The sequence below is a fragment of the Steroidobacter sp. genome (genome assembly GCF_036402275.1).
GTDB lineage: Bacteria > Pseudomonadota > Gammaproteobacteria > Steroidobacterales > Steroidobacteraceae > Steroidobacter.
This window is the reverse complement of record NZ_DASWTF010000051.1, coordinates 99,120-122,007: the sequence shown is the minus strand read 5'-3', so window position 1 is coordinate 122,007 and position 22,888 is coordinate 99,120. Positions and strand designations below refer to the sequence as shown.

Annotated in this window: 18 protein-coding genes; 11 read left to right on the top strand and 7 right to left on the bottom strand. The window is 62.0% G+C overall.

Features of this window, described 5'->3' with window-relative positions:
- Positions 1-227: 227 nt before the first annotated feature.
- The 8 genes from VGD45_RS30045 to VGD45_RS30010 all read left to right on the top strand — a co-directional run bounded on the left by VGD45_RS30045 (position 228) and on the right by VGD45_RS30010 (position 12,987).
- Positions 228-1,139 carry a DUF2167 domain-containing protein gene (locus tag VGD45_RS30045; RefSeq protein WP_331159094.1) on the top strand — a complete coding sequence of 304 codons (912 nt, stop codon included), beginning with the start codon at positions 228-230 and terminating at the stop codon, positions 1,137-1,139.
- A gap of 222 nt (positions 1,140-1,361) precedes the next feature.
- The gene (locus tag VGD45_RS30040) at positions 1,362-4,109 is read left to right on the top strand and encodes a TonB-dependent receptor (protein WP_331159093.1); all 2,748 of its coding nucleotides are present in this window, start codon (positions 1,362-1,364) and stop codon (positions 4,107-4,109) included.
- An 83-nt stretch (positions 4,110-4,192) separates the two neighbouring features.
- The gene (locus tag VGD45_RS30035) at positions 4,193-6,583 is read left to right on the top strand and encodes a TonB-dependent receptor (RefSeq protein WP_331159092.1); all 2,391 of its coding nucleotides are present in this window, start codon (positions 4,193-4,195) and stop codon (positions 6,581-6,583) included.
- Between the two features lies 1 nt (position 6,584).
- Entirely contained in the window at positions 6,585-7,850 is a 1,266-nt protein-coding gene (locus tag VGD45_RS30030) for an aminotransferase class V-fold PLP-dependent enzyme (RefSeq protein ID WP_331159091.1), read from the top strand.
- A 77-nt stretch (positions 7,851-7,927) separates the two neighbouring features.
- The gene (locus VGD45_RS30025; RefSeq protein ID WP_331159090.1) at positions 7,928-8,440 is read left to right on the top strand and encodes a sigma-70 family RNA polymerase sigma factor; all 513 of its coding nucleotides are present in this window, start codon (positions 7,928-7,930) and stop codon (positions 8,438-8,440) included.
- Positions 8,437-9,447, top strand: a complete 1,011-nt coding sequence (locus tag VGD45_RS30020; protein WP_331159089.1) for a FecR family protein — start codon at positions 8,437-8,439, stop codon at positions 9,445-9,447. The genes VGD45_RS30025 and VGD45_RS30020 overlap by 4 nt, the downstream gene beginning before the upstream one ends.
- 72 nt (positions 9,448-9,519) lie before the next feature.
- Positions 9,520-11,841: a TonB-dependent receptor gene (locus tag VGD45_RS30015; protein WP_331159088.1), complete on the top strand. Its 2,322-nt coding sequence runs from the start codon at positions 9,520-9,522 to the stop codon at positions 11,839-11,841.
- Complete coding sequence (locus VGD45_RS30010) at positions 11,842-12,987, top strand: ComEC/Rec2 family competence protein (protein WP_331159087.1); 1,146 nt, start codon at positions 11,842-11,844, stop codon at positions 12,985-12,987.
- On the opposite strand, the gene gcvA is transcribed toward VGD45_RS30010, so the two are convergent.
- Entirely contained in the window at positions 12,984-13,871 is an 888-nt protein-coding gene (gene gcvA, locus VGD45_RS30005; protein WP_331159086.1) for a transcriptional regulator GcvA, read from the bottom strand. The genes VGD45_RS30010 and gcvA overlap by 4 nt on opposite strands.
- Positions 13,872-13,989: 118 nt before the next feature.
- Between gcvA and VGD45_RS30000 the strand changes: the two genes are divergently transcribed.
- Together VGD45_RS30000 and VGD45_RS29995 are read left to right on the top strand one after the other, a co-directional pair.
- Positions 13,990-14,382: a RidA family protein gene (locus tag VGD45_RS30000; RefSeq protein ID WP_331159085.1), complete on the top strand. Its 393-nt coding sequence runs from the start codon at positions 13,990-13,992 to the stop codon at positions 14,380-14,382.
- Positions 14,383-14,390: 8 nt separating this feature from the next.
- Complete coding sequence (locus VGD45_RS29995) at positions 14,391-15,554, top strand: NADH:flavin oxidoreductase (protein ID WP_331159084.1); 1,164 nt, start codon at positions 14,391-14,393, stop codon at positions 15,552-15,554.
- Here VGD45_RS29995 and VGD45_RS29990 read toward each other — a convergent pair.
- Positions 15,481-16,449 (bottom strand): family 43 glycosylhydrolase, encoded by a 969-nt coding sequence (locus tag VGD45_RS29990; protein WP_349263393.1) that lies wholly within the window; start codon positions 16,447-16,449, stop codon positions 15,481-15,483. The genes VGD45_RS29995 and VGD45_RS29990 overlap by 74 nt on opposite strands.
- A 317-nt stretch (positions 16,450-16,766) precedes the next feature.
- On the bottom strand, positions 16,767-17,240 hold the full coding sequence (locus tag VGD45_RS29985) for a MarR family winged helix-turn-helix transcriptional regulator (protein WP_349263392.1): 474 nt from the start codon (positions 17,238-17,240) through the stop codon (positions 16,767-16,769).
- Positions 17,241-17,285: 45 nt separating this feature from the next.
- Here VGD45_RS29985 and VGD45_RS29980 point away from each other — a divergent pair, with 45 nt between their 5' ends.
- Positions 17,286-18,824 carry an FAD-dependent oxidoreductase gene (locus VGD45_RS29980; protein ID WP_349263391.1) on the top strand — a complete coding sequence of 513 codons (1,539 nt, stop codon included), beginning with the start codon at positions 17,286-17,288 and terminating at the stop codon, positions 18,822-18,824.
- Here the strand turns inward: VGD45_RS29980 and VGD45_RS29975 are convergent.
- The 4 genes from VGD45_RS29975 to VGD45_RS29960 are packed head-to-tail and all read right to left on the bottom strand — an operon-like array spanning position 18,769 to position 22,888.
- Positions 18,769-19,635: an STM4011 family radical SAM protein gene (locus VGD45_RS29975; protein ID WP_331159082.1), complete on the bottom strand. Its 867-nt coding sequence runs from the start codon at positions 19,633-19,635 to the stop codon at positions 18,769-18,771. The two genes, VGD45_RS29980 and VGD45_RS29975, sit on opposite strands and share 56 nt — an antisense overlap.
- A complete protein-coding gene (locus VGD45_RS29970) occupies positions 19,622-20,953 on the bottom strand; it encodes an STM4012 family radical SAM protein (protein WP_331159081.1) in 1,332 nt (443 codons plus the stop codon). The genes VGD45_RS29975 and VGD45_RS29970 overlap by 14 nt, the downstream gene beginning before the upstream one ends.
- A complete protein-coding gene (locus tag VGD45_RS29965; protein WP_331159080.1) occupies positions 20,950-21,801 on the bottom strand; it encodes an STM4013/SEN3800 family hydrolase in 852 nt (283 codons plus the stop codon). The genes VGD45_RS29970 and VGD45_RS29965 overlap by 4 nt, the downstream gene beginning before the upstream one ends.
- Complete coding sequence (locus VGD45_RS29960; RefSeq protein WP_331159079.1) at positions 21,791-22,888, bottom strand: STM4014 family protein; 1,098 nt, start codon at positions 22,886-22,888, stop codon at positions 21,791-21,793. Before VGD45_RS29960 ends, VGD45_RS29965 begins: the two co-directional genes overlap by 11 nt.

Sequence of the window (22,888 nt, the reverse complement as noted above, 5' to 3'; positions counted from 1 at the left end):
ATGCTCGCGAGGATTGCTATGTTTGTATAGCTGGGAACGAGCGCAGCGGCGACGAGCGGGTCGATTTTATCAAGAACCGGCAAAAGCGCCGAAACGGCCTGCACATTGTCGTATGTGCTACGCCTCACGAATACCGCAGCGGAAATCTTGGTTTATTTGCTTTGTAGGTTCCAGTTCGGTCATCGTGGAATACCCGCGCGCGCGGGCATAAGAAGGAGTACCGAACCGTGGCAAGAGGCTTTACCCCCGCGCTGGCTGCAATGTGGCTCGCGTTTTCGTTCTCTACGATTCGCGCCGAGGAGGCCGCGCCAGCGGCGGATGCAGAGCCTTCGGCGGAGGATGCCGCCTGGGCTGCCGCGGACGCAGTCAAACAAGTCGGTCCCACGCAGGTTCAGTTTCGCGATCAGGCCAGCCTGAAGCTGCCGGAAGGCTATGTCTACATTCCGGCGAAGGAAGGCACGGCCCTCATGGAATCGATGGGCAATCAAACGGACGAGCGCTTCCTGGGTTTGATTCTTCCCGAGTCGGAGGCGACCTGGTTCGTGACGCTCGACTATGAGCCCGCCGGCTACATCAAGGACGACGACGCCAAGCATTGGGATGCCGACGAGTTGCTGCAGAGTCTGAAAGACGGCACCGAAGCGGCGAACGAACATCGTGAGCAGATGGGCATTGCCCCCATCGAAGTCACCCGCTGGGTCCAATCGCCCTCTTACGAAGCAGAGACGCATCGCCTGATCTGGGCCGCGGAAGCTCGCGACAAAGGCGGCGCGGACCAGGATCCCACCATCAACTACAACACCTACGTTCTGGGTCGGGAAGGGTATATCTCGTTGAACCTGATCACCGCGGCGTCCGGGATCGAAACCGACAAGCAGGCGGCGCACGAGTTGTTGGGCGCCATCGACTTCAATCAGGGCAAGCGCTACGCCGACTTCGACGCCTCCACGGACAAGGTGGCCGCTTACGGTCTGGCGGCGCTGGTCGGCGGAGTGGCGGCCAAGAAGCTGGGCCTGCTCGCCGTGGTCGGCGCTTTTCTGCTGAAATTCGCCAAGCTCATCTTCGTCGGCCTGGTCGTGGCTGGCGGCGCCATCGTGAAGTTCTTCAAGGGTAAGAAAGAGGCGGCCGACGCTTCGTGATCGAGCCACGGTTGCCGGCGCTCGACGTCGGCAACCGGAATTGAACGCCTCGGCGGAGCGATTTCCTTCGCTCCGCCACCCCCTTCGCATCCCCACAGACCATACGGACCGTCCGTAGGTTGACCATTTTTCAGTTTTATCATATTAATCCTCCAATAGCCGCCACATCCCGGATGTGAGATGGCGAAACAAGCGCGAAGCGTAACAAGCGAGGGGGATGGGATGCGGTTCAATGTGCTGGGCGCCGTGTCGGCCACGGCTGTCTTTATTTCCACGCCGGCCGCCGGCCAGGAGACTTCCGTCGAAGAAGTCGTCGTGACCGGCGTTCGCCAGTCGCTCGAACGAGCCGCGGAGGTAAAGCGCGATTCGGTTCAGGTGGTCGACTCGATCGTCGCCACTGACATCGGCAAGCTTCCTGATCCCACCGTCGCCGCAGCCCTGCAGCGCGTGCCCGGCATCCAGGTGCAGAACGACCGAAACAACGAGCTGTCAGGCGTGCGCATTCGCGGCTTGACCGACATCCTGACGACGGTGAATGGGCGCGAGGTGATCACCACGACCGGGCGCGGCTTCGATCTTCAAGACGTGCCGGCCGAGGCGCTGGCCCGGATCGACGCGTTCAAGTCGCAGACGGTGGACCAGATCGAGGGCGGCGTGGCCGGCGCGCTCGAGCTGCGACTCAACCGTCCCTTTAGTTTCGACGAGCCGACGGTGGTCGTGACTGCACGCGACAACTACGCCACCATCGCCGAAGCGAACAACCCGCAGTTCGGCGTGCTCGCGGCGGGCAAGACCGATACCTCGATCGGAGAGATCGGCGCCCTGATCAACGCTACCTATTCGCGCGCCGAGAACATCCGCAGCGTTTCCAATCTGAGCGAACGTCGTTATGCGGGCGGGGCGCCTCTGAACATGCCTGGATTGCTCGTTCCGCAGGTGTTGCGAAACATGCCCGATGTGGGCGATATCGACCGGAAGCAGGCGAACGCGGCGCTCCAGTGGCAAGCGACGCCGTCGCTTCAGGTCTATGCGGATGGCCTCTACACCCATTTCCGCAGCACCACCGGCTTTGCCGGTTTCAACCCACAGCCCTTCACCAACAACTCGCGCATTTCCGACGTCACGGTCAGCGACTATTGCTTCGACGCCCGTGTGAACGCCCAGGGCACCAATCCGACGCTGGTCAATAATGCGGACGGCACAGTGTCCCTCCAGCCGTTCACGGTGCAGCGAGTGTGCGAGCTCGAGAGCGCGCGCTTCGACAACGTCGTGATCAACCAGAATTCCTCCTCGGAAGACATCGCTCAGCGAAACAAAATGATCGCGAGCGGGCTGAACTACGAGCTGGATCGCGGCAAGCTCGCGTTCGACGTGGCCTATCAGACGTCGCGATCTTTCCTCGAGAATTTCAATGCCGAGGTCGGCCAGCGCGTGCCGACGATCTTCGTCGAACTGGACCACGACGATGGCCCGTCGTTCAGCATCGATCCGTCGATTCCACTGAGCTCGACCAACCTGTCGCTGCGCAATTCGATCAACCAGAACTACACGTTGGGCGAGGGCGATCTGCTCCAGGCGCGGCTCGACGGCGAGTTCGAACTGGACGGCTTCGTTCCCAAAATCAAGGCAGGCCTGCGCTATGCCAGGCGCGAGGCAACGTTTCAGGAGGTGCGACAGACCAACACGGTCCAGTCGATCGGCTTTGGCAATATCGGCACGCCGACCGAGGCCAACGCGCGACTGATCTCCAGTCTGCCGCTGTCACCTGATTTCCTCGGCGTCATCGGGGAGGCGCCGCGCCTCAACGGCGGGGCCGAGTTCCTCGGCGTCAACCCGGCCTACCTACGCTCGGAGCGTGGGCGCAACGAGCTGCGAGGTCTGTTTAACTTGCCGCTGCGTCAACCCGATTTCGATCCGACCAAACGCTTCGATGCCGAAGAGCCGACTTATGCCGCCTATGTCGAGGGCTCTTATGAAATTCCACTAGGGCCGCTCACGCTGGACGGTGTAATCGGCACGCGTCTGGTCAAGACGGAGCGCACGATCGAGGGGTTCGAGCGCACTGGCGCCACCTTCAGCCCGGTGCAAGCCGATACTTCGGACTTCGACGTCCTCCCGGCGGCCACCGCGCGGTTACAGTTTCCCGGCTCGTTCCAGACGCGCCTGACCTATTCACGCTCAATGCGGCGTCCGGATTTCGCCTCGCTCAATCCCGCCGAATCGCTGACGCTGGTGGGCAACGTGTTTCTGCTCAACACCGGCACGCGCGGCAATCCGAATCTGCGGCCACAGAAATCGGACAGCGTCGACCTGACGGCGGAATATTATTTCGATAGCGGCTACGCCGCGGTGACCGGCTACTACCGCTCGATCAAGGACCGGGTCGTCACCTCGAGCAGCCAGGAAACGATCGACGGGCTCAATTATCTGATTTCCACGCCGCGCAATGTCGGCTCGGTGGACCTCCAGGGCATCGAGGTCAGCGCGCAATATTTCTTCGATTTCCTGCCGGGAGCATGGTCGGGCGTCGGCGTACAGGGCGCATTCACGCTGGCGGATTCGGAGATCAAAGGCGACGATCCGCTCGCGGGTAACGAATTGGTCGGCGTATCCAAATACAATTACACGGTCGGTCTGCTGTACGACCAGTCCGGTATCAGCGGGCGCCTGATCTGGACTCATCGCTCCAAATACATCAACGCGGATAACACAGGTGGCGTGGCGCTGCGCCCGTTCGATCCGGAGCGTGTCAACGAAGCTTACGTCCCAGTGTTCCTCTCCTATGTCCGCCCCGCCGGCCGCCTCGACTTCAGTGTCGGCTACGACGTGACCGACTCTTTCCGCGTGGACATCGGCGGCACGAACATCCTGCGCAACAAGACCGCGAGCTATTGGGGGAACGAACGGGTCGTCTTGGGGTTGAATGGCGATGAGACGATTTACAGCGTCGGCGCCCGCGCGAAGTTCTGAGCGCGGGCTCACGTCGAAATACTTCTGACCGTAACATGCCGAGGGTATAACGCCACGCTCCGAAATCACCCGGGGCGTTTTGAATGCTGCGTTTTCTCCCGCACGCACGTGCGGCTTCGATCGTTTTTACCTCGGTCGGCGTACTGGCTGCGCCATTCGCCGCCTCCGGGCAGGAGAATGTAGAACAAGGCACGCTGGATACGGTGATCGTTACCGGCACGCGCGATGCAAAACGAACGCAGTTCGACACGTTGACGCCAGTCGACGTGATCTCGAGCGACGCGGTCAACAGCTCGGTGTCCAACGAGCTGAGCGACGCGCTCGCGCAGCTCGTTCCATCTTTCAACGTTCAGCAGCAGCCGAGCGCCAACGGTCAGCAGTTCGTGCGACCGGCGCGCTTGCGCGGCTTGTCGCCGGATCAGACGTTGGTGCTGATCAACGGCAGACGTTTTCATCGCTCGTCGCTCATCAGCATCCGTGGCGCACAGGCGCCGGATCTTGCGCAGATTCCGTCTCTCGCGATCAAGCACATCGAAGTGTTGCGCGACGGCGCGTCCGCACAGTACGGATCGGACGCGATCGCGGGCGTCATCAACATCATCCTCGAGGACGCGCAGAGTCTCGAAGGCTTCAGTCAGTACTCGAGCTTCTATGAGGGCGACGGAACCGATCGGCAACTCGGCCTGCGCGGCGGACTCTCCATCGGCGAGGGTGGATCGGTGGTCGCGACAGCGGAGTGGGCCGACACGGATGCAACATCACGCACTCGCCAGCGTCCGGATGCGATTGCTTTTCAGAACGCGCACCCGGATTTGAACGTGCCTGATCCCGTGCAGCGCTGGGGCTTGCCGGAGACTCGCTGGTATCGCTTCGGGTTGAACTCCACGTTGCCCCTCACCGAGAACATCGAGGCGTACACGTTCGGCACGTATGCGGACGGTCACGGCGTCAACGACTTCAACTGGCGCAACCCGGACACCACGGGATCGGCCTTCAATCCATCGAGCGCGTTCCCCGGCTTCAATCTGCGCGATGTGTATCCCACCGGTTTCACGCCGCGTTTCGGGCAGGACTCGAAGGACCATCAAGCGACGGTCGGTGCACGAGGCCCGATCAACGATTCGTTGCGCTGGGATTTCAGCGCCTCTTCGGGTCGCAACCGCATCGAGTATTTCCTCGACGAGTCGATCAACGCTTCACTCGGACCTGACAGCCCCACGTCCTTCAAACCCGGCACGTTGACGCAGAAGGAGCTCAACCTGAACGCGGACTTCGTGTACGAGTGGAACGATGTGAACGTGGCGTTCGGCGCCGAGGGCCGTGAAGAGAAGTACGGCATGCAGGCGGGCGACCTGGCGTCTTATCAAGTGGGTCCGGGCGCTGTGACGGGTCTCGCGCCGGGCTCCAACGGCTTCACTGGCATCACGCCCGATCAAGCGGGAGAGTGGGAACAAACAAGCTACGCCGCGTATGCCGATGTGGAAGTGCCGGTCACCGATGTTTGGACGGTGGGTACTGCGGTTCGGTACGAGGACTTCTCCGAGTTCGGCGATAAGGTGACCGGCAAGTTCGCGACGCGCTATGCGTTGAGTCCGTGGCTTGGGTTACGCGCGTCGTACTCGACAGGCTTCCGTGCTCCGACGCCGGGCCAACTCGAATCCACCAGCACGTCTCAGGGTCTCGACACCGTGACGTTGCAACTGTTCACCACGGGCCGCCTCTCACCGAACAACCCGGTGGCGCAAGCGTTCGGCGCGCAGCCGTTGCAGCCCGAAGAGTCCAAGACGACCAGCGTCGGCTTCACGTGGCAGACGGACTTTGGATTCTCCGGCTCGCTCGACGTGTACAACATCGAAGTCAGTGAACGCTTCAGTCAGTCGCAAACGTTCGTGGTCACGCCGGCGATCCGTCAGCAGTTGATCGCGGCGGGCGTGCCCGGTGCGGAATCGTTCACGGGCGTGAGCTTCTTTACAAACGACTTCGACACACGCACTCGTGGCGTCGATCTCGTCGGTGCGTTCGCGAAGCGCGTGGGTCCTGGCCGTCTGGATCTGACTGCTGCTTATAACTACAACGATACGGAAGTCACGTCCGGTTCGCTCACGGCGAATCCGACGCAGCGTACGGTGTTCGAGGAAGGTATTCCTTCGCAGAACGTCACGGCCTCGGTGGGATACGGGCTCGGGCCCGTGAAGATCACGACGCGCGTTCGTTACTACGGCCCTTGGACAGACTCCACAGGCAATACAACGGGCGATCTGACGCAACGCTTTGGATCGTTCACTCAGCTCGATCTCATGGCGGACTGGGCGTTCACGGATAACGTGTCGTTTGCGCTGGGCGCCGAGAACCTGTTGGATGAATATCCGGATGAGGCCGTGTTCCAGGCCAGCCGAGGCTTGATCTACTCACGTAATGCCCCTTATGGTACGGACGGTGGGCGCTACTACGTGCGCATGAATGTGAAGTACTGATATGCCAACCCTCTCGCGGCGGACCTTTCTTGGCGCGAGTGCCGCCGCGAGTTTCGTGGCCAGCGGGGCGGGCGAAACCGCGACCATGACCAGCGCGACTCCCAAAGCTGCGGACGAATCGTATTGGCGCAAGATAGCGGCTCAATACGATTTGCCGAGTGGAGTGACTCAGCTCGAGAATGGCAACTGGGGCGTGATGTCACGACCCGTCCTCGAAGCTTACGAGCGACACCAACGGATGGTGAACCGACAAAGCTCGTACTACACGCGGCGCGAATACGGGGCGGACTTTCAGCAGATCCTGCAACGCATCGCTGGTGCGTTAGGCGTGAGTGCGGACGAGATCGCTCTGACACGTAACGCGACGGAAGCCTTGCAGGCGTTGATCGGCGGTTACAACCGCCTGCGGCCTGGAGACGCCGTGCTGTATGCGGATCTCGATTACGACAGCATGCAAGCAGCGATGAACTGGCTGCGAGAGCGACGTGGTGTGGAAGTCATTCGCATCGCGTTGCCAGAGCCGGCGAGCCACCAGGGCTTGATCGACGCCTACGAACAAGCGTTCCGAGATCATCCCCGGATCAAGCTCATTCTCCTGACCCATCTCAGCCATCGCACCGGGCTCGTGCTGCCGGTGAAAGAAATCGTGGCGCTGGCGCGCGCGCATTCGGCGGACGCCATCGTCGACTCCGCTCATGCGTGGGGACAGATCGAGTTTCGGCCTGCCGATCTGGGCATCGAGTTCATGGGCGTCAATCTTCATAAGTGGATGGGCGTGCCGATTGGGGTCGGCGCGATGTACATCCGGCGCGACCGCATCGCCGACATCGATCCTTTTATGGCGAACGACGAGGCGCCAGCCACGGACATTCGCGCTCGGGTGCATACAGGAACGGCGAATTTCGCTGCTTATCTAACGGTGCCGGACGCGTTCGACTTCCACGAGCAAGTCGGCGGCACGCCCGCGAAAGCGGCGCGTCTGCGTCACTTGCGGTCGTTGTGGGTTACGCCGCTTCGTGATCATCCGCGGATTCAGATTCTCACGCCGGAGGATCCGCGGCTCAGTGGGGGCATCACGTCTTTCCGTTTGAAAGGGCGGGATAGCGTGGCCGTCGCCAAGGAACTGCTCGATCGTCACAAGATCTTCACGGTGTATCGCACGGGGGTTGCCGCCGGACCGTGCGTGCGCGTGACGCCCGGTATCTTCAATTCGGCAGACGATCTGCAGAAACTCGTGCAGGCGCTCAAGGCGATGACGAGCGGTTAGAAGATCATTCGATCTCGCCACGGCGCCTTGTGGAAACCGGCGGCGCCTGCGTTCCTGAAGATATGCGCACGCCCCGTTTGACAGCCGAGTTGGCCGACCAGGAACTGGTAAGCGCGCTGTCGGCGCAATTCCGGCCAGCGCTCTCGCGCTATTTTCACCGCAGGCGGCTGCCCGAGCGAGACGTGGAAGACGCGATTCAGGAAGTGTTCGTGCGGCTCTCGAAGCGGCAGGGACTTGCGGGCATGACAAACGTGTCCGGTTACCTGTTCGAGACCGCGGCTTCGGTTGCTATCGACCATCGCCGCCGCGCCAACGCGCGATCCAGCGAGACTCACGAACAGTACGAAGAGCAGTTGCATGCGGTTGCTGACCACAGCACAGATGCCATCGTCGAAGGCAAGCAGTCATTGGAACTGCTGCGGGCCGGGCTGCTCGAACTGCCGGAGCGAACCCGCAACGCCTTTCTGCTCGTCCGGCTGGAGCAGATGCGCTACGCGGAGGTGGCCACTCGGCTCGGCATCTCGGTGAGCGCAGTGGAAAAGCACGTGCTCAAGGCCGTGACTCATCTGATCGAGCGGCTGAGCCGATGAATCCGCTGAAGTCACCCACCGGCGCTCCATCGATCTCGCAGTTGGCCGCCGCGTGGGCGCTCGCGGCGGAGGAGACATTGAGCGAACGACAGCGCGCTCGGCGCGACGCCTGGCTCGCTGCGGATAGTCGCCATGCAGATGCTTACTACGCCGCCATGGCGACACTCACGGAGTTGAATCGACACGCCGCTCACCCTGACATCATGGAGCTTCGCCAAGCGGCGTTGGCGGCTCGTCCCGAGCGGGGTTTCGTGGCGCGCAGGATCGCAGGATGGGCCGCATGCGTGGTGGCGATTGGTTTGGTGGGCGTGCTCGCGTGGAATGTTTTCAAGCAGTCGAACATCGAGACCGCGCCTGTGTATGTGACAGCGGTCGGCGAGCGATCCACCGTACCTCTCGCGGATGGCTCGGTCATCACGCTCAACACGGCGAGCGCGGTTGAAGTGGCGTATGAGGCCAGCGAGCGCAAGGTCCGTTTGTTGAACGGCCAAGCGCTGTTCACGGTCGCGCATGGGCAGCCAGCGCCGTTTCGAGTCTATGCCGGCGGCAAAGTCGTCACGGCCGTGGGCACCGTGTTCGATTTGCGTGTTGACGATGGAAGGGTCATGGTGTCCGTTCTGGAAGGAGCGGTGCGCGTGGAACCCGGTTCCCGCGATCGTGCCGACGCGGCGTCATTCAGTGCTGACGCAGAAATGCTCGTTGCCGGCCAGGCATTGACGTCCCGTCCGGATGGCGCGGTGAGCGTGCAGCAGACTGATGTCGAGCGTCTCGCCAGCTGGCGCTCCGGGCTGTTGTCCTTCGAAGATACCCCGCTCGCGGAGGCGGTCGCCGAGATCAACCGCTACACGCATCGGCCCGTCACCTTGGCCGACCCGCGCCTTGGCGAATATCGGGTAAGCGGCACGTTTCGCGTGGGCGAGCCCGAGCGCTTCGCTCAGTTCATGACAGAATTGTTTCCTCTCGCGGTGGAGTCCAGCGCCTCCGGCACTGTCATAAAAGCTCCATAAAAATCCGGTGTGGAAGCGCGCCGCGACCGCGTTCCTGGCTAGACACTGGGTGCGTTTTCCGGAGAGTTCGTTATGAAGCGGCGTCACGCGCGAGAGATCGGCGCGATCCTGACGATTGGGGCAATGAGCATGACTGTGACAGCGTACGCCGAGGAGCTCGGCGCGGCGCTAGTCGAGCTTGGACGGCAAAGCGGTCGCGAGATTCTGTTCTCCGCGGACACGGTGCGTGGCCTGCAAGCATCCGATATTCCTGAGAACGTCAGCGTCGAAGCGGCGCTGGATACGATGCTCTCCGGCACCGGCCTGCATTGGCGGGTCGGCGATGCGGGCACGATCGTCATCGAGAGAGAGAACGTCACGGAGCTCGAAGAAATCGTCATCACGGCGCAGCGTCGTGACCAGCGTGGCCAGGACGTGCCGATTGCCGTCACCGGCTTCGGTCCGAACGCAATCGAGAGCTATCGTCTGGAGCGCCTGCGCGATATCTCGCGGCTCACGCCCGGACTGCTGGTCTCTTCGTTCAATCAGAGCAGCCCGACGATCGCGATCCGCGGCGCTTCGAATACGTTCACCCAGATCGGCGTCAACAAGCCGGTGGCGGTGGTGGTCGACGATGTGTTCATCCCTCGCAACAGCGCCGCCGATTTCGAATTGTTCGGTCTCAATTCCATCCAGGTGCTGCGCGGACCGCAAGGCACACTGTTCGGGCGGAACGTCACCGGTGGCGCCATCGTGCTCGACACCGGCCGGCCCGACTATCTCACCAACGACGCGAAAGTACGTCTGACATCGGGAGACTACTCGACGCATGCCGTCGAAGGTTTGGGAGACGTGGCTCTCGGCGATCGAATCGCGCTGCGTCTGGCGGGCGCGTTTCGGGAGCACGATGGCTACGGGCGCGATCGACTCACCGGTCGCGAACAGGACGATCAGGACAGTCTCAACCTGCGTGCACAGGTGCGCGTGCAACTAGCCGATTCGCTGGAGATGTTGCTCGGCGCCGATTACGGTGACGATCAAAACGGCGGGCGTACGCTCTCATCCATCGGTGCCGGTGACGATGGCGACCGCCGCACTTCGGAGCTGGGCATCGCGCAGAATTTCGAGCGGACCCAGCAGGGCGGCTCGGCACGACTCAACTGGCAAGTTGGCGGTGGCCAACTCACGAGCATCACGGCTCTGCGCGAATCCGAAACCGCGGAGATCTACTCGAATGTCGGCGCGAGTTATAGATTCCTCAGCGGGACGCAAAGCCAACTCGTCAGCAACGATGCCGACGACGTGCGCGCGCTCACGCAGGAAGTCCGCTACGCGAGCCCGATCACCGACTTCGGTAGTTTTATCGCGGGCCTCTACTATCTCGACGAGGACGCAAGCCGGTTGTTACAAACCCAGGCGTTCGCCGCGGGCACAGGCGCGCTGGTGACGAACCAGGCGGCGGACCAGTCGGTCGACAGTCGCAGCGTGGCTGGCTTTATCGACGGCACGATCAAGTTGCCGGCCGATTTGCAGCTCACAATGGGCGTGCGTTACACCGACGATCGCAAGCAAGCGGCGCTGACGCGTACCGATCGTATCAACGCGGCCGGCTCGTTCACGCTGCGTGGCCTGGAGGAATCCTGGAACGAGTGGACGCCGCGCGCGGTGCTGAGCTGGTCACCCGCCGAAGCGCTGCATGCGTATGTGAGTCATTCGAAAGGGTATACCGCCGGCGGCTTCAACACCGATGCAACGAGCGCCGTCGCGCTGAGGCGACCGTTCGATCCAGAAACCGTTTCCAACTACGAGTTCGGCGTGAAAACAGATTGGTGGAACGATCGTCTGCGCATCAACGCGAGCGCGTTTCACATGAAGTATGAGGACAAGCAGGAGCTGTTCTTCGACAATGTCACGCGCATTCTCAACATCTACAACGCGGCCTCGGCGACCTCGGACGGATTCGAGATCGAGACGCGCCTGCAGGCAGCGAAGTGGCTGACGCTCAATGCCAGCTATGGCTTGCTGGATACAGAGTATGACGAATTCATCATTCCTGGCGGCGCCGTGTACACGGGCAATCCGCTCGGCTCGTCGCCCGAAGATAAAGTGTCCTTCAGCGCCATCGTGGCCGTGCCGCTGGGCGAGTGGGGCGAGATCAGTGGCATGGCGATGTATTCGAGCACGTCGTCTTATTTCACGGGAGCATCGGCGGATCCGGGATTGCGCGTGCCGGCGTACGACCTCGTCAATCTGACGATTGGCCTGGCGCCCACCGGCAATCGCTGGTCGATCGCGGCGTTCGTCCGCAACCTCACAGACGAGGAATATCTGCTCACGCCGTCGACGCAGACGGTGCGCGCGGAATATCTGGGAGAGCCGCGGACGATGGGTGTATCGCTCACCTGGAATTTCTAAGTGCTCTCGCGCCGCCAGTTTTTGGTCGGAGCCGCGCTCGCGTCGGCGGCTCCATTCGTCAGGGCTTCAAGCGATCGCCTGCCGCCGTGGACGGCAGGGCTGCTCGACATTCATCACATCTCCACGCATCAGGGCGACGCCACGCTGATCGTCGCCCCCGATGGCACGACGATTCTCATCGATGCCGGAGCGACGGCGGAATCCGGCCCGGCAGTTCTCGAAGCGCGCCCGGACGCGTCGCGCTCCGCCGGCGAGTGGATCGGTCGTTATGTGCAACGACGCCTCAACGACACTGGCGGCGACGCAATCGATACCTTGTTGGTGACACACCTGCATCCGGATCACATCAACGGCATCCCTGACGTCGCGCGCATGGTTCCGATCCGTCGTGTCATCGATTCGGGATATCCCGAGTACAGCTATCCGCCGTTCGAGGATGCGAACGCGTCGGAACGATACGTGAAGTGGGTGCGCGAGCAGAAGAAGGTGGAACGCTGGCAAGTCGGAAGCAACGAACAGATCCGTCTCGAGCGTGGCGCATCCTCCGTGCCTTTCCATGTGCGCAACCTCGCTGGCATGGGCACGGTATGGCGTGCGGGGACACGCTTCGATGCGACGGATCGGCCGAATGTGAATGCATGTTCCATCGCCCTGCGGTTGCAGTTCGGACGCTTCAGCTATTTTTGCGCGGGCGACCTCACCAGTTGGGCTGACGCGGGCGTCCGTCCTAACCTGGATGCGCTGACCCCGGCGGCGCTCGCAGCCGGCCCCGTGGATGTCGCCGTCGCTCCTCATCATGGTCTTTTCGATGCATCGAACTCGGAGATGGTTCGGGCACTGTCAGCACGCGCCTGGATTATCTCTGCATGGCATGCATCGCACCCGAGCATCAGCACGCTGGAACGTTTGTTCAACCCCCGTCTGTTCGCCGGCCCGCGCGACGTCTATGCGACTGGATTGCATGACGCTGTTCGCCTGACTGCGTCTCGTCTGACGCGTCAGCTGGCGAGCGACGATGGACACGTGATCGTTCGTGTCGCCGCCGACGGCGCTTCGTATCGCATATTCGTCACATCGAATCGTGACGAGAACGATAGGCTCATTCTGAGCTCGCCCGCGCTCGCGGCGCGCGGCGGGGTTGCTTAGCGCGATGAGCGCGCCTCGGCGCGAAGCCAGTCAGCGACTGCGCTCACTCGCGGGCTGGGAGCACGGTCTGCTCTCATCACCAGATGATAGGTGTGGCCGCCGACGATCGGGCCGAAGGGCTGGATCAGGTGGCCCGCTGCGATCTCCCGTTCCACCAGCGGCAGGCTCAGCAAAGCGATTCCTTGTCCTGCGACCGCTGCCTGTATGGCGTGGCCTTCATCGGAGAAGCGCACTTGCGCCGCCGAAGCGCTCCAGCGCTGCTTCGCTTCGGCAAACCATCGTTCCCAGGTCGGGTTGAGAGGGTGGGCCTTCTTCCATTGGAAATGGATCAGCGTGACCGTGTTCAGATCCGCCGGCGTGGTGACGTTCAGCCTCGGATGGACCACGGGCGCGAAGCGGTCGGCGAACAGCACCTCGGCCGAAACATTTGCATATGGCCCGCTGCCGTAGCGAATGGCGATATCGACGCGATCGTCCACCAGATCCACGACTTCGTCCGACGCGTGCAGATGCAGATCGATCTCGGGATGCAGTCCGTAAAAGCGCTGCATGCGTGGGACCAGCCAGTGCGCAGTGAAGGCGTTGGTTGCGGAGATGGTCACCTGTGTTCTGGACGGCGCTTGCACCAGCCCATCGAGCGTCTTCTCGAAGGCGTCGAAGCCGTCGCGCAACACCGGATAGAGCCGGGCTCCGGCGTCGGTGAGCACGACCTTCCTGGTATCGCGCTTGAATAGCGTGAGACCGGTGAATTCCTCCAGCGAGCGAATCTGATGACTGATGGCCGTCGGGGTGACCGCGAGCTCGGTCGCGGCTCGTTTGAAACTGTTGTGTCTGGCGGCAGCTTCAAATGCGCGGAGCGCGGAAAGAGGAGGGAGTCGTCGCATGTCGCATGGCTGAGTTGAATTCACCTTATGCCTGAGAATTTGGAGTTTGTCGATTTCGCCGCTTCCCCGCATCGTAGTGCTCGCTGGCGACGGGCCAGCGCTGTAGAGGAATCGAGACATGTTGGAACGAGTCGTCACTCAACCGGACAACTACGCGCCGTTTCTGCTCTCCCAGGGAATCAAGTTCGGCAACTTGCTGTTCATCTCTGGCCAGGCTGGCGCTGGCGATGACGGAAAGATCGTGGCTGGCGGTTTCCGCGCGCAAGGCGAGCAGGCGTTTGCCAATCTACGCCGCGCGCTGGAGGCGGGCGGATCGAGCTTGCGGGACGTCATCAAGGTGACGATCTTCGTCACGGACATGAGCAACTTCGAACAAGTCGTCGAACTGCGGCGCAAGTTCTTTTCGGAGCCCTATCCCGCGGACACCATCGCGGAAATCAAAGCTCTCTACGACCCTGCTGCGTTGATCGAAATCGAGGCCATCGCGGCGGTCTCGGCGACACAAGGGTGAATGCTGCCATGACACACCCGCTCTTTGCACCGCTCCGCATCGGCTCGGTCTCGCTGCAGAATCGACTTGCTGTGGCTCCAATGACGCGAGTGAGCGCGACAGCGGACGGTCGCGCCACTCAACGAATGGCGCAGTACTACGCAAGCTTCGCCGAAGGGGGCTTCGGCCTCGTGATCACCGAAGGCATCTATACCGATCAAGCCTACTCACAAGGCTACTTGTTTCAGCCGGGCCTGTCTGACGCCGTCCAGCGGGACGCATGGCGACCCGTGATCGCGGCTGTGCATGATCGCGGCGCTCCGATGTTTGCTCAGCTCATGCATGCGGGCGCGATTTCGCAGGGCAATCCATATCGAAGCGAGACCAGAGGTCCTTCGGCGGTGCGCCCGAAAGGACAGCAAATGTCCTTCTACCGAGGCACCGGCCAGTATCGGCTGCCGATCGCGATGTCCGAAGCGGAGATCGCGGAGGCAGTGAACGGCTTCGCCCGAGCGGCCGTGCTGGCGCGAGAGGCGGGATTCGACGGCGTCGAGCTGCACGGCGCGAACGGATATCTGCTCGATCAGTTTCTAACCGAAGGCGTCAATCTGCGCGACGACGGCTACGGAAGCACGGTCGAAGGTCGAATGCGTTTGATCGTCGAGACGGTGGCAGCGGTGCGCGGCGCTGTCGGAGCCGATTTCGTCGTCGGCGTGCGTATCTCACAGGGTAAGGTCAATGATTTCGCGCATAAGTGGCGCGGTGGCGAACAGGAGGCCGCGATTATCTTCGGCACGTTGAGCAAGCTGCCCATCGACTACTTGCATACGACCGAGTTCGAGGCGTGGCGCCCGGCGTTCGGCGAGGGGCCAACGCTCGCGGCCCTGGCCAGACAGCATGTCGCGGTTCCAGTGATCGCCAACGGTTCGTTGCACGACCCGGCGCGGGCCAGTGATCTGTTAGCGCGTGGCGAGGCAGACATTGTCTCGCTCGGCCGTGGAGCGCTCACGCACGCTGACTGGCCTCGACGGGTCGCAGCGGGCGAGCCGATCGAGGCGTTCGATCCGAAACTCCTGGCGCCGATCGCGGATCTCGAGAATGCCGATCGATATCGCCGCTTCAGCTCGCAACGAAAGTCGCTGACGCTCGATCCGCCGCCGAGCTCACGCTGCCAAGACGCAACTCACCGTTGACGTTTCGCAAGTAGCTCGCCGGCGAAGCAGCGGAGGCGAAGCTGACGCCTTTGCTATCCGCGAGTCCTCGCTGCTTGGTGAAGCTGCTGCGCTGAGCGAACGTCTTGCTCCCATCGTCGCGCGCCAAAGTCGCTGTTGAATCGCTGCCGACGACGAGTTTGCTCCCTGGCGACTCGATGGGCACGAGCGATATCTGATTTGCATCCAGGCGACTGGGGACTTGCCGGAACTGCGTCGTCGCAACCGGGCCCGTGCCGACGATGATGCGTTCGCCGCTGACGCGGAGGAACTGGTCGGAGCGATCGAGCGGGGACCACCGGTCGGGCAACGCTCCGTTGCCCACCGGGATACCGAAATCGGGTGTACCGTCAGCTTGGAAGTAGAGCCGCTGAATACGCGTGTGACGATTCGGATCGAAGAGCGGATCGCCCACGATCTCCTCGTAATCGCGCCCGTGATAAACGAGGACGTCGTGACCCTGCTCATCGACGGTGAAACTGTTGTGCCCGGGGCCATACACGCCGGTTGCTTCGGAACTGACGAACACGGGTTGCTGCGATTTCGTCCACACGGCGGGGTTCATGATGTCGGCGTCGTCAGCCGCGGTGAGCAGGCCCAGACAGTAACGGGCATCGGTGGCGCTGGCGGAGTAGGTCATGAACAGTCGTCCATTGCGCGCCAGGAACGCAGGACCTTCATTGACCTTGAATCCTTGAATCTCCCATTCGAGGGTCGGCACGGTAAGTCGCGCCGGCGCGCGCGCCAGCGTAGTAGGTGTGGCGAGTGGCGCGAGATAAACATTCGTGTTGTTGTCGAAGCCTGGCTCGTGTTGAGCCCAACTGACGTACCGCACGCCGCGATGCTCGAATATCGTCGAGTCGAGGGCCGTCGCCACACCACGGTTTCCTCCGCTGTGCCAAGCCCCGCCAGCGTCGACGCGCGCCGAATGATGAGGCGGTCGTACTCGGGGACGGACGCGCTCATGTAGTAGTTGCCGTCGTGACGGAAGATCTGCGCGTCGGCCCGTTGAGGCACCAGCGGATTTTCGACGGCTGCGGAAGCGGCTGATCGCGCAAGCATCGGGTATGCGGCTAAAGCCGTGGCTCCGCCCAGGAACAGGCGGCGCGACAGATGAGTCATCGGATTCTCAGGTCTGGCGAACAACTCAGACAATTGTGCCGCACTGGAACCTGCGAGTCACGAGGTTATATTTCAGCTTTGCAAGGCGTCCGCGAATTTCCGCATGAGTCGGATGAGCGCTTCGACATCTTGCGGCTCCCACGAGTCGAATATCTTCCGGCCCAGGCGCTCGCGCGCGGCATCCACCCGGTTCGTCATCGCTTTTCCCTGAGGCGTGATCGCAACTTTGCGCACACGGCGATCGACGGAGTTTTCCTCGCGTTTCACGAGGCCGAGCGCTTCCAACTTTGAGATTTGCCGGCTCACGGTGGTGTAGTCGCGTCCGATCCGTTCGGCGAGATCGACCAAGCCGAGCGGTCCCACTCTCTCCACGCTCACCAGCAGCGGAAACAATGCGCGGTCGAGCGAGATTCCCGCCGCCCGCACCATGTACTCGTCCCGTTGCGGGCGGTTCATCTGGCCCATGATGTCGATGAGGGACCGATGCAAGTCCTTGAACTGCTGTGGGGAGATATGTGCAGCTTGCACTCGTTTGTTGAGCGCCATAGGGTTCCGGTCAGTGATGTGCAGATCGCAACTATGGAACAAAGCATGATCGAACGCCAAGCAACGGATGTATTGATATGCGGCGCCGGCGCCGCCGGACTCACTCTCGCCATCGATCTGGCGCGACGTGGTGTGGAGTTTCGATTGATCGATAAGGCCGACGAACCGTTTGGCGGCTCCCGAGGTAAGGGTATCCAGCCGCGCACACAGGAAGTTTTTGAAGATCTCGGCATCCTCGATCGCATCGTCGCGCGCGGCGGCGTGTATCCGCCGCGGCGGGAGTATCGCGGCGATGGCAGCTACGACGACTCGAATCTCACCGAGCTGCCGGGGCCGACGCCTGCTGAGCCATATCAGATGCCGCTCATGCTCCCGCAGTTCCTTACTGAGCGTGTGATGCGCGAACGGTTGGCTGAGCTCGGTCACGCTGTTGAGTTCGGGTGCGAGCTGGTTGGCTTCGAGCAAGATGACGATGGCGTATCTGCGCGCGTCATCAGCAAGCGCGGAGAGGAACGGATACGCGCGCGCTACCTCATCGGCGCGGACGGTGGGCGCAGCTTCATTCGTAATGCGCTTGATGTAGGTTTTCCGGGGAAAACTCTCGGCGTGCGGGCAGTGGTTGCGGATCTTGTATTGACGGGTCTCGATCGCAACGCCTGGCATACGTTCAATAGCGGGTCGATGGAAACACAGATCGGATTGTGCCCGCTCGCGGGTACGGATCTGTTTCAGTTGCAGGCGCCCGTTCCGCTCGAAGGCGATGTCGATCTGTCTGCCCGCGGTCTCACTGCGATGGTTGCCGAGCGCACCGGACGACAAAACATTCGCATCGAGTCTGTCTCGTGGGCCTCGGCATACAACATGAATGCACGGCTCGCGGACCGTTATCGCGCCGGCCGTGTGCTGCTCGTCGGCGATGCCGCCCACATCCATCCTCCCACGGGCGGCCAGGGACTGAATACCAGCGTGCAGGACGCTTACAACCTAGGTTGGAAATTAGCCGCCGTGCTCGGCCGCAGTTCAGACGCACTGCTCGATACCTACGAGGAAGAACGACGGCCGATTGCCGCAAGCGTGCTGGGCCTTTCCACGAAGCTTCTGGACGCAGCCAAGCGGGGCGAGATGCGTCGGGAGCGTGAAGTTCACCAACTCGATCTTGGGTATCGCAATTCGTCGCTCTCGCTGGAGAAGCCTTCGCGCAATGGGGGCATGCATGCTGGAGAACGCGCGCCCGATGCGCCACTTCGCGGCGCCGCCGGTCAGCCGAAACGTTTGTTCGAATTGCTGGCGGGGCCGCACTGGACGCTGCTGGGCTACGAGGTCAATCGAGAATGGGTGCGACCTCGAGCGGGAGTGCGCATTCATACATTCGGCACGCACGGCGATCTGATCGACGATCAAACACATTTCAGGAATGCTTACGGAGTGTCTCCCGGCGACTGGGTCCTCGTGAGGCCCGATGGCTACATTGGCGCAATCGTGGCGTCTCACGAGTTGGCAGCGCTGGAACACTATCTTGACGAGTTGCTTACCGCGCCCAGATCCGCTCTACAGACCCTTGAGCGAATTGCGCAGCCACATTGAGATCGGTGCGGTGAATGTAGCCGATGAAACAACTGCAACGTGCATTCGGGCAGCTCGTCGCCTTGCGCTGCTGCTCGAAGCTGCCGTCATAGAGATTGCCGAGAGGCGTCTGCACGAAGTGGCAGGGTCGCACGTTGCCGTCTCCATCGACAGAGATGCTGAGATCGCCCGCGCGGCATGCGGCGCCCAGGCTCGGGGGCGGCGCCAGGTTGAAAGTAAAGTGTGGATCGATCGAGGCCAGCCACTCGATCTCGGCGGAGCTGTAATAGTCAGCCGGCCGTGGCGACAGAGCGTTGATCCACAGATACTCCTCGGGCTGCAGGGCAGCGCGCAGCGTCGCTATATCGTCGAAGTGCTCACGAGCGCCGACGATCCCGACGCTGAAGCGAACTCCCGCTTCACGCAACAGCCGCACCCGATCCAGGAATGCAGCGCGCGAGACCTGGCTCGGGTGATAGGTGCACCACAGGGCAAGCACATCGCGATTGGCGCGTGAGACCCAACGAAGATTGCTGCTGAGATTGGTCTGGATCGCCACGCGCTGCACGTTCGCAAAATGGCTCACCTCGATCAGCGCCTCGATGTAGTGCTTACGCACCAACCCTTCTCCCCAGGGCGTGAACAGAATAGCGAGTTGTTCGCTAGAGGAGCGCGCCCAAGCAACGAACCGGGCCAGGTCTGCGGCATCCTTCTGCAGTGTCGCGCGCGTATCACGACGTTTTGCGAACGGACAATAGCTGCAGTCGTAGTTGCAGCTCGTGAGCCGGCCGCGATACAGGATGCGCAGAGCCTTGTCGTCAAGCCACCGCATACGCATCCATGCCGGCTGTGACTTGCTCGGAGTAGAGCCAGGGGCCAATCGTGTCGGCTCGAGCCATGCCGTCATCGGTCAATGCCAACAGGCCGTCGTCTCGCTGCGCAAGTCCCCTATCGATGAGCTCCATCAGCTGCGGCAGATCGTCGAGAGCTTGCGTGCCGAATCGGGCTACGTAAGCGCTCTCGTCGAGACCTGGCCGCACGAGTAGCGACTGGATGACGTAGCGGCGCCGTTGCTCGCGCTCATCGAGGACGAAGCCGTAACGAGCTTGTGCAAATGAGCTCTCGTGCGCGCTCACGTACTGACGCAGGATTTCGCTCACGCTGGAACGGGCAACTCCATACCGATCCGAATAGTGCAGTGACCGCGTGTAGGAGCGGGCGCCGCAGCCGATGCCGACCATGCCGTCGTTCTGGCAGCAATAGGCTGGGGCAGCCACGTCCGGCGCCGTGGGTGAGCGGAACATGCGCATCGATACCTGTGTATAGCCCCCATCGAGCAACAGGTCGCGTGCCGCGAAATACATCTGCATCCTCGCATCGCCGCTGTCGCGGCTCTTGCGACTCTCGATGCGTCCAAGACCTGTCCGTGGCCGAATGTACAGCGGATAGAGATACATCTCCTCGGGCTGAAACGAGAGCGCGGCGCGCACGGAATGCCGCAGGCTGTCCAGCGACTGACCGTGGATGCCATAGATGAGGTCGAGATTCAGCGTCGGAAACCCGAGCCTGCGGATCGTGTCGATGGCGGCGAGGATCTCCTGCCGCGGTGTTGGACGCACCAGTGCTTGCAACTCCGTGTCGACGAAGCTCTGTACGCCCATGCTCACGCGGTCGATGCCGGCGTCGCGACAGAGCTGCAGGCGATCTGCCGTCGCGGTTTCGGGACTCACCTCGATGCCCGCGGGGTTTGTTTGCAAATCGATCGTGAACTCGCGTGTGACTGCTTCCAGCACCGACGCAAGCTGCGCCGGCTGCAAATAGCTCGGCGTGCCGCCGCCGAGCGCAAAGCGGACAAAGCGGTGCTCGCCCAGTACCTCGCGCGTTACCCGGATCTGTCGGATGAGCTGTGCAACGTAGCTCGCAACCAGATCGTCCTCCGGACGGCCGAGCGCAAACAAATTGCAGAAGCCGCAGCGGTAAGTACAGAAAGGGATGTGCACGTAAGCAAACAAGGCGGAGCGATCTTCATCCGACCATTGTTCGCGTAGATCGACTGGTTTGGGCAAATCGCGATACGCAGTCTTGTGCGGATAGGCGTATGCGTACGCCTGATACGGGCTCAACTGCAACTGCTCGCTCAGACTGCTCATGGATCTTTCCCAGCGGCAGCAATCTCAAAGTGTGCGTACGGCACATTCAGGACGACAGGGTGTCCATGTCGGTGGCCTCGATAGCCGTCTTCACCGTAGGCGGTGCCGTGGTCGGAACAAACGATCGCGAAGCTCGGCCCGCGTGCCGCCAGCGTGCGCCAAAGAGGAGCGAGCGCGGCATCCACATAGCGGAGAGCGGCTGCGTGCGATTCCAGGCAATCCTCCGGCAGATTCGCATAGTGGCGATTGGGTTGATGGATCGCCGAGATGTTGATGAACAGGAACACACGCTGTGACATGAGATCCGCATCGGCCAGCCGCTCACAAGCGAACTCCACCTGGCGCCGTGTCGATTCGGCAGCCGTGACCGAGAACTCGGGCCGCCACCAGCGCTCGGAGAACAGCTGCGGCAGCGCTAGGCCGAGCGGGTTGCGCATGTTGAAGAAGCCGACGCCGCCGATGCAGATGGTGTGGTAACCCTGCTGCGCCAGTCCCGCGACGATGTTGTCGGTCGTATCGAAAACAAATGTGTGCTCGTCAGTGGTTTCGCTGCCATCGAAGCGCAGCGCGAACAGGCGACTATGAGGGCCGGGACTCGCCGGCGTCGGCAGGAAGCCAGCGAAAAACGCACAATGGGCGGCATATGTGAACGTGCCGGGCGTGTGGCGCAGCTCCCAACCCGAATGCGGCAAGTGAGCTGCGAGATGGGGTAGGCGGCCCGCGTGAAACTGCTCCTGCGCCACGTCGTAACGTAACGTGTCGAGAGTAATCATGACGATGTCATGCGTGCCGACAATGCGGTGCATGTCCGGATTGCGACTTGCAACGTGCTGCCTTTCAGCGCTCATCGGCACTTACCAGGGCAGCCTGGTCCTCATAAGTCGTGGCGCCCTCGAACTGGAGGCCGGGCAGCAAATCGCCGAACGCATTCGCCTCGAGAACGGCCGCATGGGATCCGCGCAGACTGATGTCGAAGCCGATGCAGTGACTGTGTTCGAACAGGCGGGCGGCTTTGGCCGTGGCTGTTTCCAGAGCATCGATTTCGCCCACGCTGAGCCAATGCGGTGCAGATCGCCGATTGCCCAGGTGCAGGTTGGACATGGGTGAGCAGCTGATGCGCGCCACCCGCTGCCGCGCACGGCCGCAGTGAGCAACGACCCGCAGATCGTAACTTGCATCCTTCGCTATGGGAGCACGCGGCTTCGACAGCCATCGTTCGGCATACGCGCCCTGCACAGCCAGTGCATCCACGAGCGCCTCGATCTCGGCAGGACGCTCGTAGCGCGACACCCGCAAGTGGTTGTAGATCGCGCCATCCGAATCCATGCGTGCCGAGCTGTAAGCGAGCATGCGTCCATCATGATGACGTCGTAGCGCGAGCACTCCGGCTGCCGACGAGCCGTAACGCGACTTGATAAAGACCGCTGCATATTGTTTTGCAGGGAAGCGCTCTTCGAGGTCGGCAAAGCTTTGAATCTCACCTAACAATTCGGGCACCGGTACTCCGCGCCGGCGCAGGTGCTGCTGGCAAGACAGCTTGTCGCACATCAGAAGAATGTCGCTCACAGAGTTCAGCAGTCTCAGCCGTCCGAGGTGCGGCTGTATGCGAGCCAGCAGATCGGCGAAGCCGCCGAAGCGCCATTGCTGGTGAGCCAGCTCGCCGTGGCGTAACGCTGAAGGCGCGACGCAATTCGTCCCGGACAGCAACCAGCCACGCCGGATGAGCGCTTGTGTGGTTGCCTCGTCCTCTCCGGGTGAATCGATCTTGCACCAGACGTGTCGTGCAACTAGCGGTGCAGTCAGCAGGCGGTCGATCGCATCCTCCTCGCTGAGGAGATCGCGCCACTCGATCACATCCAGCCGACCGCCGTGACAACTCAACGCAGCGCGCAGCAGTGCCGTTCGACGGCTCGCCGAGTTGCCGATCAACAGCAC

Coding starts and splice junctions, on each gene's coding strand:
- VGD45_RS30040 (WP_331159093.1), top strand. CDS start 1,362: ATGCGGTTCAATGTGCTGGGCGCCGTGTCGGCCACGGCTGTCTTTATT.
- VGD45_RS30035 (WP_331159092.1), top strand. CDS start 4,193: ATGCTGCGTTTTCTCCCGCACGCACGTGCGGCTTCGATCGTTTTTACC.
- VGD45_RS30030 (WP_331159091.1), top strand. CDS start 6,585: ATGCCAACCCTCTCGCGGCGGACCTTTCTTGGCGCGAGTGCCGCCGCG.
- VGD45_RS30020 (WP_331159089.1), top strand. CDS start 8,437: ATGAATCCGCTGAAGTCACCCACCGGCGCTCCATCGATCTCGCAGTTG.
- VGD45_RS30015 (WP_331159088.1), top strand. CDS start 9,520: ATGAAGCGGCGTCACGCGCGAGAGATCGGCGCGATCCTGACGATTGGG.
- gcvA (WP_331159086.1), bottom strand. CDS start 13,871: ATGCGACGACTCCCTCCTCTTTCCGCGCTCCGCGCATTTGAAGCTGCC.
- VGD45_RS30000 (WP_331159085.1), top strand. CDS start 13,990: ATGTTGGAACGAGTCGTCACTCAACCGGACAACTACGCGCCGTTTCTG.
- VGD45_RS29995 (WP_331159084.1), top strand. CDS start 14,391: ATGACACACCCGCTCTTTGCACCGCTCCGCATCGGCTCGGTCTCGCTG.
- VGD45_RS29985 (WP_349263392.1), bottom strand. CDS start 17,240: ATGGCGCTCAACAAACGAGTGCAAGCTGCACATATCTCCCCACAGCAG.
- VGD45_RS29980 (WP_349263391.1), top strand. CDS start 17,286: ATGATCGAACGCCAAGCAACGGATGTATTGATATGCGGCGCCGGCGCC.
- VGD45_RS29975 (WP_331159082.1), bottom strand. CDS start 19,635: ATGCGGTGGCTTGACGACAAGGCTCTGCGCATCCTGTATCGCGGCCGG.
- VGD45_RS29970 (WP_331159081.1), bottom strand. CDS start 20,953: ATGAGCAGTCTGAGCGAGCAGTTGCAGTTGAGCCCGTATCAGGCGTAC.
- VGD45_RS29965 (WP_331159080.1), bottom strand. CDS start 21,801: ATGAGCGCTGAAAGGCAGCACGTTGCAAGTCGCAATCCGGACATGCAC.